14 protein-coding genes are annotated in these 16,243 nt (G+C 72.3%); 13 read left to right on the plus strand and 1 reads right to left on the minus strand.

Features of this window, described 5'->3' with window-relative positions; all coding sequences use genetic code 11:
* Positions 1 to 13: 13 nt before the first annotated feature.
* Entirely contained in the window at positions 14 to 2,188 is a 2,175-nt protein-coding gene (locus AB0M97_RS24685; protein WP_365963141.1) for an AAA family ATPase, read from the minus strand.
* A 170-nt stretch (positions 2,189 to 2,358) separates the two neighbouring features.
* On the opposite strand from AB0M97_RS24685, the gene AB0M97_RS24690 reads away from it, so the two are divergent.
* The 13 genes from AB0M97_RS24690 to AB0M97_RS24750 all read left to right on the plus strand — a co-directional run bounded on the left by AB0M97_RS24690 (position 2,359) and on the right by AB0M97_RS24750 (position 16,135).
* Entirely contained in the window at positions 2,359 to 2,796 is a 438-nt protein-coding gene (locus AB0M97_RS24690; protein WP_365963142.1) for a DUF948 domain-containing protein, read from the plus strand.
* Between the two features lie 7 nt (positions 2,797 to 2,803).
* Positions 2,804 to 3,166 (plus strand): hypothetical protein, encoded by a 363-nt coding sequence (locus tag AB0M97_RS24695; protein ID WP_365963143.1) that lies wholly within the window; start codon positions 2,804 to 2,806, stop codon positions 3,164 to 3,166.
* The gene (alaS, locus tag AB0M97_RS24700) at positions 3,166 to 5,838 is read left to right on the plus strand and encodes an alanine--tRNA ligase (RefSeq protein ID WP_365963144.1); all 2,673 of its coding nucleotides are present in this window, start codon (positions 3,166 to 3,168) and stop codon (positions 5,836 to 5,838) included. The genes AB0M97_RS24695 and alaS overlap by 1 nt, the downstream gene beginning before the upstream one ends.
* 35 nt (positions 5,839 to 5,873) lie before the next feature.
* Positions 5,874 to 6,338: a Holliday junction resolvase RuvX gene (gene ruvX / locus AB0M97_RS24705; protein ID WP_365963172.1), complete on the plus strand. Its 465-nt coding sequence runs from the start codon at positions 5,874 to 5,876 to the stop codon at positions 6,336 to 6,338.
* A 121-nt stretch (positions 6,339 to 6,459) separates the two neighbouring features.
* Entirely contained in the window at positions 6,460 to 8,076 is a 1,617-nt protein-coding gene (mltG, locus tag AB0M97_RS24710; protein ID WP_365963145.1) for an endolytic transglycosylase MltG, read from the plus strand.
* Positions 8,057 to 8,896 (plus strand): shikimate dehydrogenase, encoded by an 840-nt coding sequence (locus AB0M97_RS24715; RefSeq protein WP_365963146.1) that lies wholly within the window; start codon positions 8,057 to 8,059, stop codon positions 8,894 to 8,896. Before mltG ends, AB0M97_RS24715 begins: the two co-directional genes overlap by 20 nt.
* A 48-nt stretch (positions 8,897 to 8,944) precedes the next feature.
* A complete protein-coding gene (locus tag AB0M97_RS24720; RefSeq protein ID WP_365963147.1) occupies positions 8,945 to 9,340 on the plus strand; it encodes a hypothetical protein in 396 nt (131 codons plus the stop codon).
* 94 nt (positions 9,341 to 9,434) lie between these two features.
* The gene (locus AB0M97_RS24725) at positions 9,435 to 11,636 is read left to right on the plus strand and encodes a molybdopterin cofactor-binding domain-containing protein (RefSeq protein WP_365963148.1); all 2,202 of its coding nucleotides are present in this window, start codon (positions 9,435 to 9,437) and stop codon (positions 11,634 to 11,636) included.
* A gap of 14 nt (positions 11,637 to 11,650) precedes the next feature.
* Positions 11,651 to 12,109: a (2Fe-2S)-binding protein gene (locus AB0M97_RS24730; RefSeq protein ID WP_365963149.1), complete on the plus strand. Its 459-nt coding sequence runs from the start codon at positions 11,651 to 11,653 to the stop codon at positions 12,107 to 12,109.
* 179 nt (positions 12,110 to 12,288) lie between these two features.
* Positions 12,289 to 13,473, plus strand: a complete 1,185-nt coding sequence (gene aroC, locus AB0M97_RS24735) for a chorismate synthase (protein WP_365963150.1) — start codon at positions 12,289 to 12,291, stop codon at positions 13,471 to 13,473.
* Positions 13,470 to 13,988: a shikimate kinase gene (locus AB0M97_RS24740; RefSeq protein ID WP_365963151.1), complete on the plus strand. Its 519-nt coding sequence runs from the start codon at positions 13,470 to 13,472 to the stop codon at positions 13,986 to 13,988. The genes aroC and AB0M97_RS24740 overlap by 4 nt, the downstream gene beginning before the upstream one ends.
* On the plus strand, positions 13,985 to 15,076 hold the full coding sequence (gene aroB, locus AB0M97_RS24745; protein ID WP_365963152.1) for a 3-dehydroquinate synthase: 1,092 nt from the start codon (positions 13,985 to 13,987) through the stop codon (positions 15,074 to 15,076). Before AB0M97_RS24740 ends, aroB begins: the two co-directional genes overlap by 4 nt.
* Before the next feature lie 231 nt (positions 15,077 to 15,307).
* Positions 15,308 to 16,135, plus strand: a complete 828-nt coding sequence (locus tag AB0M97_RS24750) for a Pro-rich N-terminal domain-containing protein (RefSeq protein WP_365963153.1) — start codon at positions 15,308 to 15,310, stop codon at positions 16,133 to 16,135.
* The last annotated feature ends 108 nt before the right edge of the window (positions 16,136 to 16,243 follow it).

Consider the following 16,243-nt stretch of genomic DNA (forward strand, 5'->3'; position numbering starts at 1 on the left):
CCACAGCGGTACCTCAGCCCGCCGTCTCCCCGCCCTTTTTCCAGGTGGGCGAGGCGGCGGGCTGCTGCTTGCGCCCCGCCGCCCGGGACTCCCGTGCCTCCCGCACGGCCGCACGCGGGGCGGGCAGCCCGTCCAGCGCCACCCGCCGCCGCACCAGCGCCCGCGCCACCGCCTCCTGCCTGCCGAGCCGCGACCCCTGCCGGACGCACTCCTCGTACCGCTCGTCGCCCAGCCCCTCGCGGGCCGTCGCCTCGCACAGCTCGTGCGGCGCGTTGAAGTACTCCGAGCCGAACAGCGGCAGACCCACGGACGGCCACATCCGCCCCGCCGCGCCCTGCAGCACCGCCGCCTCGGCCGCGTCGCCCTCCGCCGCCGTCACCAGCGCCACGAGCTCCACCGCCAGCACCGAGCCCAGCAGGTCGTGGAAGGAGTGCGCGTCCGACAGGCACTCGCGCAGCAGCTCACGGGCCCGCCCCAGATCACCCTCGTACCAGGCCGCGTACGCCAGCACGTACAGGGCGTACGCCCGCGTCCACCGCTCGCCGTGGTCCTCGCACACCCGGCGCACGTCCTCGCACAGGCGCACCGCGTCCGGCAGGTCGCCCTGGAACGCGCGCGTCATCGCCAGCTCCACCTGGCCCATCAGCACATTGCTGTTCAGCTCGCCGATCCGCCGGTAGCGCTCCAGCGCCGACCGCAGCAGCGTCTCCGCCCGCGCCATGTCGTCCGTGATCAGCGCCAGACAGCCCGTGCGGTGCTCCGCGTACGCCACCGCCGTCTCGTTCGCGCACCGCTCGGCCTCCTCGCGGCACTCCTGCAGCGCCGCCAGCGCCGGAACCGTGTCGCCCTGCAGGATCGCCACATAGCCGAGCACCCACAGCGCCTTCAGCCGGGCCTGCTCGCTGCCCGAGTCCAGCCGGGCCGCCTGCTCCAGCCAGTGCCGGCCCTCCGACAGCCGTCCGCAGCCCACCCACACGAACCACAGGGTCCCCGCCAGGTACTGACCCAGATGCGCCTCCTGCGGGTCGGACAGGCAGAAATCCAGCGCGGCCCGCACATTCGGCAGCTCCGCCTCGATGCTCGCCGCGACCTCGCCCTGGCGCGGCGAGAACCACTCCAGCTCGCACCAGGTGGCAAGGCCCACGCACCAGTCGCGGTGCCGGCGCCGCAGGCGCTCCGCGTCCCCGGTCGCCTCCAGCCACCGGGCGCCGTACTCCCGCACCGTGTCGAGCATGCCGTACCGCACGCCCGCCGGGCCCTCCTCGCGCGTCACCACCGACTGCGCCAGCAGCGCGCCCAGCACGTCCAGCACGTCCTCCGCGGCCAGTCCGTCCCCGCTGCACACGTACTCGGCGGCCTCCAGGTCGACCGGTCCGGCGAACACCGACAGCCGCGCCCACAGCAGCCGCTCCTCGGGCGTGCACAGCTCGTGGCTCCAGCCGATCGCCGTGCGCAGCGCCTGATGCCGGGGCAGCGCGTCCCGCCCGCCGCCCGTCAGCAGCCGGAACCGGTCGTCGAGGCGCTCCAGCAACTGGGCGGGGGACAGTGCCCCGAGCCGCCCCGCCGCCAGCTCGACGGCCAGCGGAATGCCCTCCAGACGCCGGCACACCTCCCGCACCTCGGGGCCGTCGCCCACGTCGATGCCCTGCTGCGCGGCGCGGACCCTGAACAGCTCGGCCGCCTCGTCCGGGCCGAGCGGCGCCAGCGGGAACAGCCGCTCCCCGGCCACCGCCAGCGCCCGCCGCCCCACCGCGAGGATCCGCAGCCCCGGCAGCCGGTGCAGCAGATCCGCCACCAGCGCCGCACACCGGTCCACCAGGTGCTCGAAGCCGTCCAGGACCAGCAGCGCACGGCGTCCCGCGAGGTGGCCGGCCAGCGTCTCGCGCGGCGGCCGCGTGGTGTGGTCCGTCAGGCCGAGGGCCGCCACGACCGCGTGGTCGAGGAACGCCGGGTCCCGGACCGGGGCCAGCTCCGCCCGCCACACCCCGTCCGGCGGGGCGGACCGCGCGGCGGCGTGCACGGCGAGACGGGACTTGCCGACCCCGCCCATGCCGGTCACGGTCACCAGCCGCGCCTCGTCCAGGGCCCGGCAGAGCTCGGCGAGTTCAGCCGTGCGCCCCACGAAGGCGTCGAGTTCCAGGGGCAGATTGCCGTCCGCGCAGGTACCGCCGCGCCGATGATTCCGCATGGGACACGGAGCGTACTGAAGCAACTTCGGTCCGTACAAACGCTTCCCGCGACTGCGCCCGCCGCCGACGGGAATGCGGTACGGAGGCTCGTGCCGGGCGCGATAGGCTCGGTGCACGACTTTCTCGATGTTCTCGATGTTCAGGCACGTTTTCAGGGAGCGGGTGCACAGTGTCCGGTGGAGAGGTGGCCGGAATCCTGGTGGCCGTCTTCTGGGCGATCCTGGTCTCCTTCCTCGCCGTCGCACTGGCGAGGCTGGCCCAGACGCTCAGGGCGACCACCAAGCTCGTGGCGGACGTGACCGATCAGGCCGTCCCGCTGCTGGCGGACGCCTCCTCGGCGGTGCGGTCCGCGCAGACCCAGATCGAGCGGGTCGACGCGATCGCCACCGACGTGCAGGAGGTCACCTCCAACGCCTCCGCGCTGTCCACCACCGTCGCCGCCACGTTCGGCGGCCCGCTGGTCAAGGTCGCGGCCTTCGGATACGGCGTGCGCAAGGCCATCGCCGGCCGCCGGGACGAGGAGGCACCCGCGAAGACGTCGAGGCGTACGGTCGTCGTGGGCCGTACCGTGCCGGCCGCGCGCACGACGAAGCGGAAGAAGGGCTGACCCGGACATGTTCCGCCGTACGTTCTGGTTCACCACAGGTGTCGCCACCGGTGTGTGGGCCACCACCAAGGTCAACCGCAAGCTCAAGCAGCTGACGCCCGAGCACCTGGCCGTGACCGCGGCCCACAAGGCGATCGACGCGGGCCACAGGATCAAGGACCGCGCGGTCGGCTTCGCGCTGGACGTCCGCGACAACATGGCCCGGCGGGAGGCGGAACTGGACGACGCCCTCGGGCTGAACGCCCCCGTCGACCGCGAACTGCCCGAAGTGCGGAATCACACCGCCATCGAGAACCGCAACAACCCGCAGTCCACCTCGAAGTACATCGACAGGACGACGTACTCGTACAACCGGAATGAGGACCACTGATGGAGTCGGCCGAGATCCGCCGCCGCTGGCTGAGCTTCTTCGAGGAGCGCGGGCACACCGTCGTCCCTTCGGCGTCGCTCATCGCGGACGACCCGACTCTGCTGCTCGTTCCGGCCGGCATGGTGCCCTTCAAGCCGTACTTCCTGGGCGAGGTGAAGCCGCCGTTCGCCCGCGCCACCAGCGTGCAGAAGTGCGTGCGCACGCCCGACATCGAAGAGGTCGGCAAGACCACGCGGCACGGCACGTTCTTCCAGATGTGCGGCAACTTCTCCTTCGGCGACTACTTCAAGGAAGGCGCCATCAAGCTCGCCTGGGAGCTGCTCACCACCCCCCAGGACAAGGGCGGTTACGGCCTCGACCCCGAGCGGCTGTGGATCACCGTCTACAAGGACGACGACGAGGCCGAGCGCATCTGGCACGAGGTCGTCGGCGTGCCCAAGGAGCGCATCCAGCGCCTGGGCATGAAGGACAACTACTGGTCCATGGGAGTCCCCGGCCCCTGCGGCCCCTGCTCCGAGATCAACTACGACCGCGGCCCCGAGTTCGGCGCCGAGGGCGGCCCCGCCGTCAACGACGAGCGGTACGTGGAGATCTGGAACCTCGTCTTCATGCAGTACGAGCGCGGCGAGGGCATCGGCAAGGACAACTTCGAGATCCTCGGGGACCTGCCGAGCAAGAACATCGACACCGGCCTCGGCCTCGAGCGGCTCGCCATGATTCTGCAGGGCGTGCGGAACATGTACGAGATCGACACCTCGATGGCCGTCATCGGCAAGGCCACCGAGCTGACCGGCGTCCGCTACGGCGACGCCCACGACTCGGACGTGTCCCTGCGCGTGGTCACCGACCACATGCGCACCGCCACGATGCTCATCGGCGACGGCGTCACCCCGGGCAACGAGGGGCGCGGCTACGTGCTGCGCCGCATCATGCGCCGCGCCATCCGCAACATGCGCCTGCTCGGCGCCACCGGTCCGGTCGTCGAGGACCTGATCAACGTCGTGATCGAGATGATGGGGCAGCAGTACCCGGAGCTGATCACCGACCGCGAGCGCATCGAGAAGGTCGCCCTCGCCGAGGAGGCCCGCTTCCTCAAGACCCTCAACGCCGGCACGAACGTGCTGGACACCGCCGTCGCCGAGACCAAGGCCTCCGGTTCCACCGTGCTGCCCGGCGACAAGGCCTTCCTGCTGCACGACACGTGGGGCTTCCCGATCGACCTCACCCTGGAGATGGCCGCCGAGCAGGGCCTGAAGGTCGACGAGGACGGCTTCCGCCGCCTGATGAAGGAGCAGCGGGAGCGCGCCAAGGCGGACGCCCAGGCCAAGAAGAGCGGCCACGCCGACCTCGGCGCCTACCGCGAGATCGCCGACTCCTCCGGCGAGACCGAGTTCATCGGCTACACCGACACCGAGGGCGAGTCCACCATCGTCGGCATCCTCGTGGACGGAGTGCCCTCCCCGGCCGCCACCGAGGGCGACGAGGTCGAGATCGTCCTCGACCGCACCCCCTTCTACGCCGAGGGCGGCGGCCAGATCGGCGACACCGGCCGCATCAAGGTGGACTCCGGCGCGGTCATCGAGGTCCGCGACTGCCAGAAGCCGGTCCCGGGCGTGTACGTCCACAAGGGCGTCGTCCAGGTCGGCGAGGTCACCGTCGGCGCCACGGCGCAGGCCTCGATCGACTCCCGCCGCCGCAAGGCCATCGCCCGCGCCCACTCGGCCACCCACCTGACCCACCAGGCGCTGCGCGACGCCCTCGGCCCGACGGCCGCCCAGGCCGGTTCCGAGAACCAGCCCGGCCGCTTCCGCTTCGACTTCGGCTCCCCGTCCGCCGTGCCGCAGGCGGTCATGACCGACGTGGAGCAGAAGATCAACGAGGTGCTCGCCCGCGACCTCGACGTGCGCGCCGACGTCATGGGCATCGAGGAGGCCAAGAAGCAGGGCGCCATCGCCGAGTTCGGCGAGAAGTACGGCGAGCGCGTCCGCGTCGTCACCATCGGCGACTTCTCCAAGGAGCTGTGCGGCGGCACGCACGTGCACAACACCGCCCAGCTCGGTCTGGTGAAGCTGCTCGGCGAGTCCTCCATCGGCTCCGGTGTGCGCCGTATCGAGGCCCTGGTCGGTGTGGACGCCTACAACTTCCTGGCCCGCGAGCACACGGTCGTCGCCCAGCTCCAGGAGTTGATCAAGGGCCGTCCCGAGGAGCTCCCGGAGAAGGTCTCCGCCATGCTCGGCAAACTGAAGGACGCCGAGAAGGAGATCGAGAAGTTCCGCGCCGAGAAGGTCCTCCAGGCCGCCGCCGGTCTCGCCGAGTCCGCCAAGGACGTGCGCGGGGTGGCCCTGGTGACCGGCCAGGTGCCGGACGGCACCACCGCCGACGACCTGCGCAAGCTGGTCCTCGACGTGCGGGGCCGCATCCAGGGCGGCCGGGCCGCCGTGGTCGCGCTGTTCACCACGGTGAACGGCAAGCCGCTGACGGTCATCGCCACCAACGAGGCCGCCCGCGAGCGCGGCCTGAAGGCCGGTGACCTGGTGCGCACGGCCGCCAAGACCCTCGGCGGCGGCGGTGGCGGCAAGCCCGACGTCGCCCAGGGCGGCGGCCAGGACCCGGCCGCCATCGGTGACGCCGTCGACGCCGTCGAGCGGCTCGTGGCGGACACCGCCAAGTGAACGACCCGCACCGCGACCAGGCGGACGGACCGGCGATGCGCCGCGGCCGTCGCCTGGCGATCGACGTCGGGGACGCCCGTATCGGGGTCGCCTCGTGCGACCCCGACGGGATCCTCGCCACCCCCGTCGAGACGGTCCCCGGCCGGGACGTGCCCGCGGCCCACCGCAGGCTGCGGCAGCTGGTCGAGGAGTACGAGCCGATCGAGGTCGTCGTCGGTCTCCCTCGTTCCCTGAAGGGGGGCGAGGGCCCGGCCGCCGTCAAGGTCCGCGCCTTCGCCCAGGAATTCGCACGCATGATCGCGCCGATTCCGGTGAGACTCGTGGACGAACGCATGACCACGGTGACGGCCGGTCAAGGGCTGCGCGCTTCCGGCGTACGGTCCAAGAAGGGCCGCGCCGTGATCGACCAGGCAGCCGCGGTCATCATCCTGCAACAGGCGCTGGAATCCGAACGGGTGTCAGGCACAGCACCCGGCGAGGGCGTCGAAGTGGTCATCTGATCGCGATACGGTAACGTTCCCCGCGATGCGGCGGTGTTCGAACAGCTGCCGCACAGAGAGAGGCGGAACGGACGCGGGGCTGCACACCGGGCGACCGCCGCCTCGCGGCTCTAGGGGATCGATGACTGAGTATGGCCGGGGCCCAGGCTCCGAACCGTGGCATCCGGACGACCCGTTGTACGGGGACGGCGGATGGACAGGACAGCAGGCCCAGCCGGGTCAGCAGTCCCCTTACGGCGGCCGTCCGCAGCATTATCCGCAGCAGGAGCAGCAGCCGCAGTACGACGAGTGGGGCCGGCCGTACGACCAGCAGCAGTACCCGGCCGCCCCCCAGCAGCACCCGCAGTACGACGGCGACGCCTGGCACACCGGCGGCCACCCGCAGGCCCCCACCGACCCCACGGACCCCTACGGCGGGCAGGCCGCCGCGTACGGCGGTGACCAGGACGACTACTACGGCAACCCCGAGGCCTACCCGCCGCCCGAGCCGCCGAGCCGCAGACAGGCCGAACCGGAACCGCGCACCGACTGGGACCCGGGCCCCGACCAGGGCGAACACGCCTTCTTCGCGGGGGGCGGCGATGACGGTGACGGCGCCGACGAGGCCGACGGCACGGGCCGCGCCGGACGCGGCCGGGGCCGCGGCAACAAGGGCAGGAAACGCCGCAACGGCTGCGCCTGCCTGGTGGTCCTCGCGGTCTTCGGCGGGGGTATCGCCGGAGTTGGCTACTTTGGCTTCCAGTTCTACCAGAATCGTTTCGGTGAGGCGCCGGACTACGCGGGCGACGGCACCGGGCAGTCCGTGACCGTCCAGATCCCCAAGGGCGCGAGCGGGTACGACATCGGCCGGCGGCTGAAGGAGGCCGGCGTCGTCAAGAGCGTCGACGCCTTCGTGGCCGCCCAGGCGCAGAACCCCGACGGCAAGAGCATCCAGGCCGGCGCCTACCTGCTGAACAAGCGGATGTCCGCCGAGAGCGCCGTCGAGATGATGCTCGACCCCAAGAGCCAGAACAACGTCATGGTCACGCCGGGCCAGCGCAACGCGCAGGTCTACAAGGCGATCGACGAGAAGCTCGGCCTGTCCGAGGGCAGCACCGAGAAGGTGGCCGAGTCCAAGTTCGAGAGTCTCGGCCTGCCCGAGTGGGCGAACAACAACGGCGACATAAAGGACCCGCTGGAGGGCTTCCTCTGGCCGGGCACCTATCCGGCGGCCGAGGGCATGAAGCCCGAGACGGTCCTCAAGGACATGGTCGGCCAGGCGAGCAAGAAGTACGGCGCGTACCAGCTGTCCGCCAAGGCCCAGGGCCTCAAGCTGGACAACCCGCTGGAGGTCGTGACCGTCGCGAGCCTCGTCCAGGCCGAGGGCAAGACGCACGACGACTTCCGCAAGATGGCCGAGGTGGTCTACAACCGCCTCGAACCCACCAACACGGAGACCTACCAGCTGCTGCAGTTCGACTCGACCTTCAACTACCTGAAGGGCGAGAGCAACATCCACATCAGCGAGTCCGAGATCAACAGCAACAAGGACCCGTACAACACGTACACCCGCAAGGGCCTGCCGCCCGGACCCATCGGCAACCCCGGTGAGGACGCGCTGAGGGCGGCGCTGAACCCGACTGATGACGGCTGGATCTACTTCGTGGCGACCGACGGGGCGAACAAGACCGAGTTCGCCCGCACCCATGACGAATTCCTGCGGCTCAAGGAAAAGTTCAATGACAGCTCGGGCAACTGACGCCCGCCGGGCCGCCGTGCTCGGCTCGCCCATCGCCCACTCCCTCTCCCCGGTGCTGCACCGCACCGCCTACCGGGAACTCGGGCTGACCGGCTGGTCGTACGACCGCTTCGAGGTGGACGAGGAGGCGCTGCCCGGCTTCGTGGGGAAGCTCGGCCCCGAGTGGGCCGGGCTGTCGCTGACGATGCCGCTCAAGCGGGCGGTGATCCCACTGCTCGACGAGGTCAGCGAGACGGCGGCCTCGGTCGAGGCGGTCAACACGGTCGTGTTCACCGACGACGGCCGCCGCCTCGGCGACAACACCGACATCCCGGGCATGGTCGCGGCCCTGCGGGAACGCGGTGTCGAACAGGTCGACTCGGCGGCTGTCCTCGGCGCCGGCGCCACCGCCTCCTCCGCGCTGGCCGCGCTCGCCCGGATCTGCACCGGCGAGATCGTCGCCTACGTGCGCAGCGAGGCACGCGCCGCCGAGATGCGGCAGTGGGGCGAACGGCTCGCCCTGGATGTCCGCACCGCCCACTGGGCCGACGCGGAGCGCGCGCTGCACGCCCCGCTGGTGATCGCGACCACCCCGGCCGGCGCGACCGACGCGCTCTCCCACGCCGTACCGGAACGCCCCGCCACCCTCTTCGACGTGCTGTACGACCCGTGGCCCACCGCGCTCGCGGCCCGCTGGTCGGCGTACGGCGGCGCTGTCGTCAGTGGCCTCGACCTGCTCGTCCACCAGGCGGTGCTCCAGGTCGAGCAGATGACGGGACACGGACCGGCGCCCCTGGACGCCATGCGAAAAGCGGGCGAGCACGCCCTCGCCGAACGCTAGGATCCCCTCGTTCCGCAGGGGGCGGAACGGGGAGGGGAAGAACCGTCCATGTCCGAAAGCGTGACCCTGGCGTCCTGGAAGACGCAGATCTTCGAAGCGGTACTCGGGTTTCTGCCCGACTGGCTCCAGATGACCCTCATCGGTCTCGTCCTGGCGCTGCTCGTGGCGTACTGGGGCGTCTCACTCAAGCGCAAGATCGCCCACCGCCGTGCCGTGCGCAGCGGGCAGCCGATCCACGCCGCCGCCCAGTACGGGCAGGGACGCGGCGCCGACCACCTGGGGCAGTACGCCCAGCCGCAGCCGGCGCAGCAGGGACGAGGCGCGGACCATTTGGGCCAGTACGCCCAGCCGCAGTCGCAGCCCGGGCAGCAGGGGAGCGGCGCCGACTACCTGGGGCAGTACGCCCAGCCGCACGCCAACGCGGGTGACGCGCCGCGCAGTTGACGGCCCTGCCCGAGCCGAGGTGACCGGTGTGCAACACCGGCCGAATCTCCGCCAGACCGTTGCGGCGCGGCGGGCGTCCCGGGATCATCGCCCGATGACCCCACATTCCCGGCGGAGGTTCCTCACCTACCTGGTGGCCGCGCCCACCCTGGCCGTGGCCACCGAGACGGCCGTCGGCGGATCGCACGGGGCCGCGGCCGTCGTGCCCACGCCGCCCCAGCCGGCCGACCTGCTCGACATGGGCGACGTGCTGATCCTGGCCGGCGCCCCCACCGCGCACATGCTGGTGCTCACCGTGGACGAACAGGGCACGGCCGAGCTGCGGCTGCCGCGCATGGAGTGCGGCCAGGGCCTCACCACCGCGGTCGCCATGCTCGTCGCCGAGGAACTGGACACACCGCTCGACCGGGTCCGGGTCCTCCTGGAGGACGCCCGCCCCGAGCTGCTGTTCAACCAGATGACCGGGGCCTCCAACGCGATCCGCTCGCTCTACGACCCGGTACGGCACACCGCCGCCACCGCACGCCTCCGGCTGGTCGCCGCCGCGGCCCGGCGCTGGACCACCGACGCCGGCACCCTCACCGTCCGCGACGGCACCGTCCACGCCCCCGACGGGCGCAGCGCCGGCTACGGCCGGCTCACCTCGGACGCCGCCTCCCGCGACCTGGTCACCGGGACGGCGGCGCCCAAGCCGGAGTCCGCGCACACGCTCGTCGGCACCCCCACCAACCGCATCGACGCCCGCGCGATGGTCACCGGCCGGCTGCGCTACGCCGTCGACCTCGACGTCCCCGGCGCCAAGCCCTGCGTGCTGCGCCGCCCGCCCACCCTGAACGGCACCGTGGTGTCCGTGCGCAACGAGGCCGCCGTCCGCGCGATGCCCGGCGTCCTCGACGTGGTGAGCGTCGACACCGGGGTCGCCGTCGTCGCCGAGACCTTCGGGCAGGCCATCACCGCCAAGGACGCCCTCGACGTCGCCTGGGGCCCCGGCACCGTCGACGGCCTCTCCGACGACGACATCCGGGCCCGGCTCAGAGCCGCCGTACCCGCGCTGCCGCTGCCGGATCTCCTGGTGGGCAGGGTCGACGCCGAGTTCGACTTCGCCTTCGTCAGCCACGCCCCGCTGGAACCCAACTCCGCCGTCGCCGACGTGCGGGACGGCCGCGCCGAGATCTGGTCCGGCCTGAAGGCGCCGATCGCCGCACAGCGGGCCGTCGCCGAGGCCGTCGGACTGCCACTGGACAGGGTCACCGTGCACGTCACCCAGTCCGGCGGATCCTTCGGGCGGCGGCTCTTCCACGACGGCGCCGTGGAGGCCGCGAAGGTGTCGAAGAAGTGCGGCCGTCCCGTCCGCCTGATGTGGACGCGCACCGACGACATGCGGCACGGAAGGATGCGGCCCGCCACCCACCACCGCATCCGCGCCACCCACCTGCTCGGCGAGGTCCTCACCTTCACCCACCGGGTGGCCGCGGTGCGGACCGACTTCGGGCACGGCATGGGCGACGTCCTCACCTCGTTCGCCGCCGAACTCCCCGACGGCCTCGCCAACAAGACCATCGCCCAGTCCCAGTTCCTGCTCACCGTGAAGTCCCCGTACCACTTCGGCGTCACCTCGCACTCCCTCACCGAGATCCCGCTGAAGATGCCCACCGGGTCCTGGCGCTCGGTGTACTCGGCCACCAGCCGCGGCGCCGAGGAGATCGTCGTCGACGAACTCGCGCGGCGGCTCGGCTCGGACCCGGTCGCCTTCCGGCGCCGCCATCTGCGCACCGACCGGCAGCGCGCCGTGCTCGACACGGCCGCCCGCGAGGGCCGGTGGGGGCGCGCCCTGCCCCCCGGGCACGCCCAGGGCTTCGGCTTCCACGACGAGTACAAGTCCTGCACCGCCTGCCTGGTCGAGATCGACGCCACCGACCCCGCCGAGCCGCGCGTCGTGCGGGCCGTGATCGCCGTGGACGTCGGCCGGGCCGTCAACCCGCGCGGCCTGGAGGCCCAGATGCTCGGCGGCCTCACCGACGCCATCGCCACGACCCTGCGGGCCGGGCTGCACATCGAGCGCGGCCTGCCGCTGGAGGGCAGCTACTCGCAGTTCCACTACGCCCGGCAGAAGGACAGCCCGCTCGACGCCCGGGTCTTCGTCATGCCCGGCACCGGGGAGCCCGGCGGCGCGGGCGAGCTCGGCGTGCCCGCGGCGGTCGGCGCCGTCGCCAACGCGTACGCGCGGGCCACCGGGACCCGGCCGCGCCGCTTCCCGGTCCGCTTCGACGTCGACTTCGAACCCTTCCCGCGCTGAGGAGCCCTCACCCCATGCCGTCCCACACCTTCACCGTGAACGGGGAGACCGTCACCGTCGACGCCCCCGACGACCTGCCCCTGCTGTGGGTGCTGCGCGACCTGCTCGGCATCCGCGGACCCAAGTACGGCTGCGGCATCGACGTCTGCAAGGCCTGCACCAGCCACCTCGACGGCGAGGCCGTCAGGCCGTGCGTCGTCCCGGTCGCCGAGGCCGCGGGCCGCGAGGTCACCACCATCGAGGGCCTCGCCGACGGCGACACCCTGCACCCGGTCCAGGAGGCCTGGCTGGAGGCCGACGTGGCGCAGTGCGGCTACTGCCAGCCCGGCCAGATCATGGCCGCCGTCGCCCTGCTCAACCGCACCCGCAACCCCACGGACACCGACATCGACGAGATCGTGAACGTGTGCCGCTGCGGCACCTACGTCCGTATCCGCGAGGCGATCAAGGCGGCTGCCGCCCGCATGCCCTGATCCGGTTTCCGTCCCGGCCGCCCGTCCGCCAGATGGACCGGCGGCCTGGAAGCGGCACCGGACGTGGGAGGATCGGAGGTGGCGGGCCGGGACCGCGCACCCGGCCGAGCCGTCGCCGTGCGCGAGGACCCGCGCACGTACGGGCAGTACTACCGGGGCGCGAGCACTGAGGAGCACCGTTGAGCAGGTTGCGCTGGCTGACCGCGGGGGAGTCCCACGGCCCCGCACTTGTCGCGACGCTGGAGGGTCTTCCCGCCGGCGTGCCGATCACCACGGACATGGTGGCGGACCACTTGGCGAGGCGGCGGCTGGGCTACGGTCGCGGTGCCCGCATGAAGTTCGAACGTGACGAGATCACCTTCCTCGGCGGCGTTCGGCACGGCCTCACCCTCGGCTCCCCGGTGGCGATCATGGTGGGCAACACCGAGTGGCCCAAGTGGGAGCAGGTCATGGCGGCCGACCCGGTCGACCCGGAGATCCTGGCCGGCCTCGCCCGCAACGCGCCCTTGACCCGTCCCCGGCCGGGGCACGCGGATCTGGCGGGGATGCAGAAGTACGGCTTCGACGAGGCGCGTCCGGTGCTGGAGCGTGCCTCGGCGCGGGAGACCGCGGCGCGGGTGGCGCTGGGCGCGGTGGCCCGCTCGTACCTGAAGGAGACGGCCGGCGTCGAGATCGTCAGTCACGTGGTGGAACTGGCGGGCGCGCAGGCCCCCTACGGGGTGTACCCGACGCCGGCCGACGTGGAGCGGCTGGACGCCGACCCGGTGCGCTGTCTGGACCAGGACGCGTCGAAGGCGATGGTCGCGGAGATCGACCAGGCCCACAAGGACGGCGACACCCTCGGCGGTGTGGTGGAGGTGCTGGCCTACGGCGTGCCGGTCGGTCTCGGTTCGCACGTGCACTGGGACCGCAGGCTGGACGCCCGGCTCGCCGCCGCGCTGATGGGCATTCAGGCGATCAAGGGCGTCGAGGTCGGCGACGGCTTTGACCTGGCACGGGTCCCCGGCTCGAAGGCCCACGACGAGCTCGTCACCACGGATGAGGGCATCAAGCGGGTCACGGGCCGCTCGGGTGGGACCGAGGGTGGTCTGACCACGGGTGAACTGCTGCGGGTGCGGGCGGCGATGAAGCCGATCGCGACCGTGCCGAGGGCGCTGCGGACGGTCGACGTGGTGACCGGTGAGCCGGCGCAGGCCCATCACCAGCGCTCCGACGTGTGCGCGGTCCCCGCGGCGGGGATCGTGGCGGAGGCGATGGTCGCGCTCGTCCTGGCGGACGCGGTGGCGGAGAAGTTCGGCGGCGACTCGGTGACGGAGACCCGCCGCAATGTCACGTCGTACCTCGACAACCTGGCCGTGCGATGAGTACGGGTCCGGTCGTCGTTCTCGTCGGCCCGATGGGCGTCGGCAAATCCACCGTCGGGCAGCTTCTCGCGGAGCGGCTCGGCGTCGGCTACCGGGACACCGACGACGACATCGAGGCCGAGCAGGGCCGCACCATCGCGGACATCTTCGTCAACGACGGCGAGCCCGCCTTCCGCGCGATGGAGAAGCAGGCCGTGCGGTCCGCGCTCGCCGGGCACGACGGGGTGCTGGCCCTGGGTGGTGGGGCTGTCCTCGACGCCGGTACCCGTGCGGCGCTGGCCGGGCAGCGGGTGGTCTACCTGTCGATGGACGTGGAGGAGGCGGTCAGGCGCACGGGCCTGAACGCCGCCCGCCCGCTGCTGGCGGTGAATCCGCGTCGGCAGTGGCGGGAGTTGATGGAGGCGCGCCGCCATCTGTACGAGGAGGTCGCCACGGCGGTCGTGGCGACCGACGGCCGTACGCCCGATGAGGTCGCCCAAGCCGCCCTGGAGGCACTGGAGTTGAAGGAAGCATGAGCGAGGCAGTCACCCGTATCCAGGTCGGCGGCACGGCGGGCACCGACCCCTACGAGGTCCTGGTGGGCCGCCAACTCCTCGGCGAGCTGGCCGGGCTGGTCGGGCCGAAGGCCAAGCGCGTCGCCGTCGTCCACCCGGAGGCACTGGCCGAGACCGGGGACGCGCTGCGCGCGGACCTGGCCGGACAGGGCTACGACGCGGTGGCCATTCAGGTGCCGAACGCGGAGGAGGCCAAGACGGCCGAGGTCGCGGCCTACTGCTGGAAGGCGCTGGGCCAGTCCGGCTTCACCCGCACCGACGTCATCGTCGGCGTCGGCGGCGGGGCCACCACCGACCTGGCCGGGTTCGTCGCGGCGACGTGGCTGCGCGGGGTGCGCTGGGTCGCGGTGCCGACGACGGTGCTGGCCATGGTGGACGCGGCCGTGGGCGGCAAGACCGGCATCAACACCGCCGAGGGCAAGAACCTGGTGGGCGCCTTCCATCCGCCCGCCGGTGTGCTGTGCGACCTGGCCGCGCTGGACTCCCTCCCGGTCCACGACTACGTCTCCGGCCTCGCCGAGGTCATCAAGGCGGGCTTCATCGCGGACCCGGTGATCCTGGAGCTGATCGAGTCCGACCCGCAGGCCGCCCGCACCCCGGCCGGCCCGCACACCGCGGAGTTGATCGAGCGGTCCATCCGGGTCAAGGCCGACGTGGTCTCCTCGGATCTGAAGGAGTCCGGCCTGCGCGAGATCCTCAACTACGGCCACACCCTCGGCCACGCCATCGAGAAGAACGAGCGCTACACCTGGCGGCACGGCGCCGCCGTCGCCGTCGGCATGCACTTCGCCGCCGAACTCGGCCGTCTCGCGGGCCGCCTGGACGACGCGACCGCCGACCGCCACCGCACCATCCTCGAATCCGTCGGCCTTCCCCTCCACTACCGCTACGACCAGTGGCCGAAGCTCCTGGAGACCATGAAGGTCGACAAGAAGTCCCGCGGCGACCTGCTGCGCTTCATCGTCCTGGACGGCCTGGCCAAGCCCACCGTCCTGGAGGGCCCCGACCCGGCCGTCCTCCTCGCCGCGTACGGCGAAGTGGGCCAGTAGGCACCCGAAGTACGGCGAAGTGGGCGAGCGGGCACCCGAGCGGCGCCCGCCGCGCAGTGGCGAGCAGGCACCCGAGGCGCCTGCCGTCCGAAGGGGTTCCCGCACCGGGCACTTGGCGCCGCCCCCGGCCGTTCACCAAACGACGGCCGGGGGCGGTACCGTTCGGTAGCACGCGGGTCTCCCCCCGCCGTCAGCGTCGGACATCGCCTGTACGAGACGGAGTGGCACCGGATGCAGCACGCAGTGGGTTCTCCGCTGCCGCCGCCCCACCAGCCGGGGCACGGACCGGCCGCCGGCTGGGCGCCGGCCGCGCACCACCCGGGCGCGCAGCACCAGGGCCCGCCCCCCGCGCCCCCGGGCTTCACCGCACCCCCGGGACCACCCGCGCAGCACCCCCCGATGCCCCCCGCCCCGGACACCACGGGCCATGTGTCGCTCCCGCCGGGCGGCCCGGTCCCCATGCCCAGCCCGCCACCGGCCACGACGGTCCCCGACCCGACGGCGACCACGCTCGCGGTGCTGCTCATCGGCCCGGCAGGCGCCGGAAAGACCAGCGTCGCCAAGTACTGGGCGGACCACCGCCGCGTCCCCACCGCCCACATCAGCCTGGACGACGTCCGCGAATGGGTCCGCTCGGGCTTCGCCGACCCGCAGTCCGGGTGGAACGACAACTCGGAGGCCCAGTACCGCCTGGCCCGCCGCACCTGCGGCTTCGCCGCGCGGAACTTCCTCGCCAACGGCATCTCGTGCATCCTCGACGACGCCGTCTTCCCCGACCGCCCCGTCGTCGGCCTCGGCGGCTGGAAACGCCACGTCGGCCCCGGCCTGCTCCCGGTCGTCCTCCTCCCCGGCCTGGACATCGTCCTGGAACGCAACGCGGAACGCTCGGGCAACCGCCGCCTCAGCGACGAGGAGGTCGCCCGCATCCACGGCCGTATGGCCGGCTGGTACGGCTCCGGCCTGCCGATCATCGACAACTCCCAGCTCGACATACCGGACACGGCGAGAGTCCTGGACGACATCCTGACCCGAGCCATCGCAAGCCCACCTCAGTGGTGAACGCGGCCGTACGGGGCGACAGCGCCTGAGACAGGACAACGAGTCAGCCGCGATCCCACGGGACCGGGACGTGGTGGTGTGGCGCGACCGGGGGACGGAACGACGGGA

This window comes from Streptomyces sp. NPDC051207 (assembly GCF_040682395.1).
GTDB lineage: Bacteria > Actinomycetota > Actinomycetes > Streptomycetales > Streptomycetaceae > Streptomyces.

Coding starts and splice junctions, on each gene's coding strand:
- AB0M97_RS24685 (WP_365963141.1), bottom strand. CDS start 2,188: ATGCGGAATCATCGGCGCGGCGGTACCTGCGCGGACGGCAATCTGCCC.
- AB0M97_RS24695 (WP_365963143.1), top strand. CDS start 2,804: ATGTTCCGCCGTACGTTCTGGTTCACCACAGGTGTCGCCACCGGTGTG.
- alaS (WP_365963144.1), top strand. CDS start 3,166: ATGGAGTCGGCCGAGATCCGCCGCCGCTGGCTGAGCTTCTTCGAGGAG.
- ruvX (WP_365963172.1), top strand. CDS start 5,874: ATGCGCCGCGGCCGTCGCCTGGCGATCGACGTCGGGGACGCCCGTATC.
- mltG (WP_365963145.1), top strand. CDS start 6,460: ATGACTGAGTATGGCCGGGGCCCAGGCTCCGAACCGTGGCATCCGGAC.
- AB0M97_RS24715 (WP_365963146.1), top strand. CDS start 8,057: ATGACAGCTCGGGCAACTGACGCCCGCCGGGCCGCCGTGCTCGGCTCG.
- AB0M97_RS24720 (WP_365963147.1), top strand. CDS start 8,945: ATGTCCGAAAGCGTGACCCTGGCGTCCTGGAAGACGCAGATCTTCGAA.
- AB0M97_RS24725 (WP_365963148.1), top strand. CDS start 9,435: ATGACCCCACATTCCCGGCGGAGGTTCCTCACCTACCTGGTGGCCGCG.
- AB0M97_RS24730 (WP_365963149.1), top strand. CDS start 11,651: ATGCCGTCCCACACCTTCACCGTGAACGGGGAGACCGTCACCGTCGAC.
- AB0M97_RS24740 (WP_365963151.1), top strand. CDS start 13,470: ATGAGTACGGGTCCGGTCGTCGTTCTCGTCGGCCCGATGGGCGTCGGC.
- aroB (WP_365963152.1), top strand. CDS start 13,985: ATGAGCGAGGCAGTCACCCGTATCCAGGTCGGCGGCACGGCGGGCACC.
- AB0M97_RS24750 (WP_365963153.1), top strand. CDS start 15,308: ATGCAGCACGCAGTGGGTTCTCCGCTGCCGCCGCCCCACCAGCCGGGG.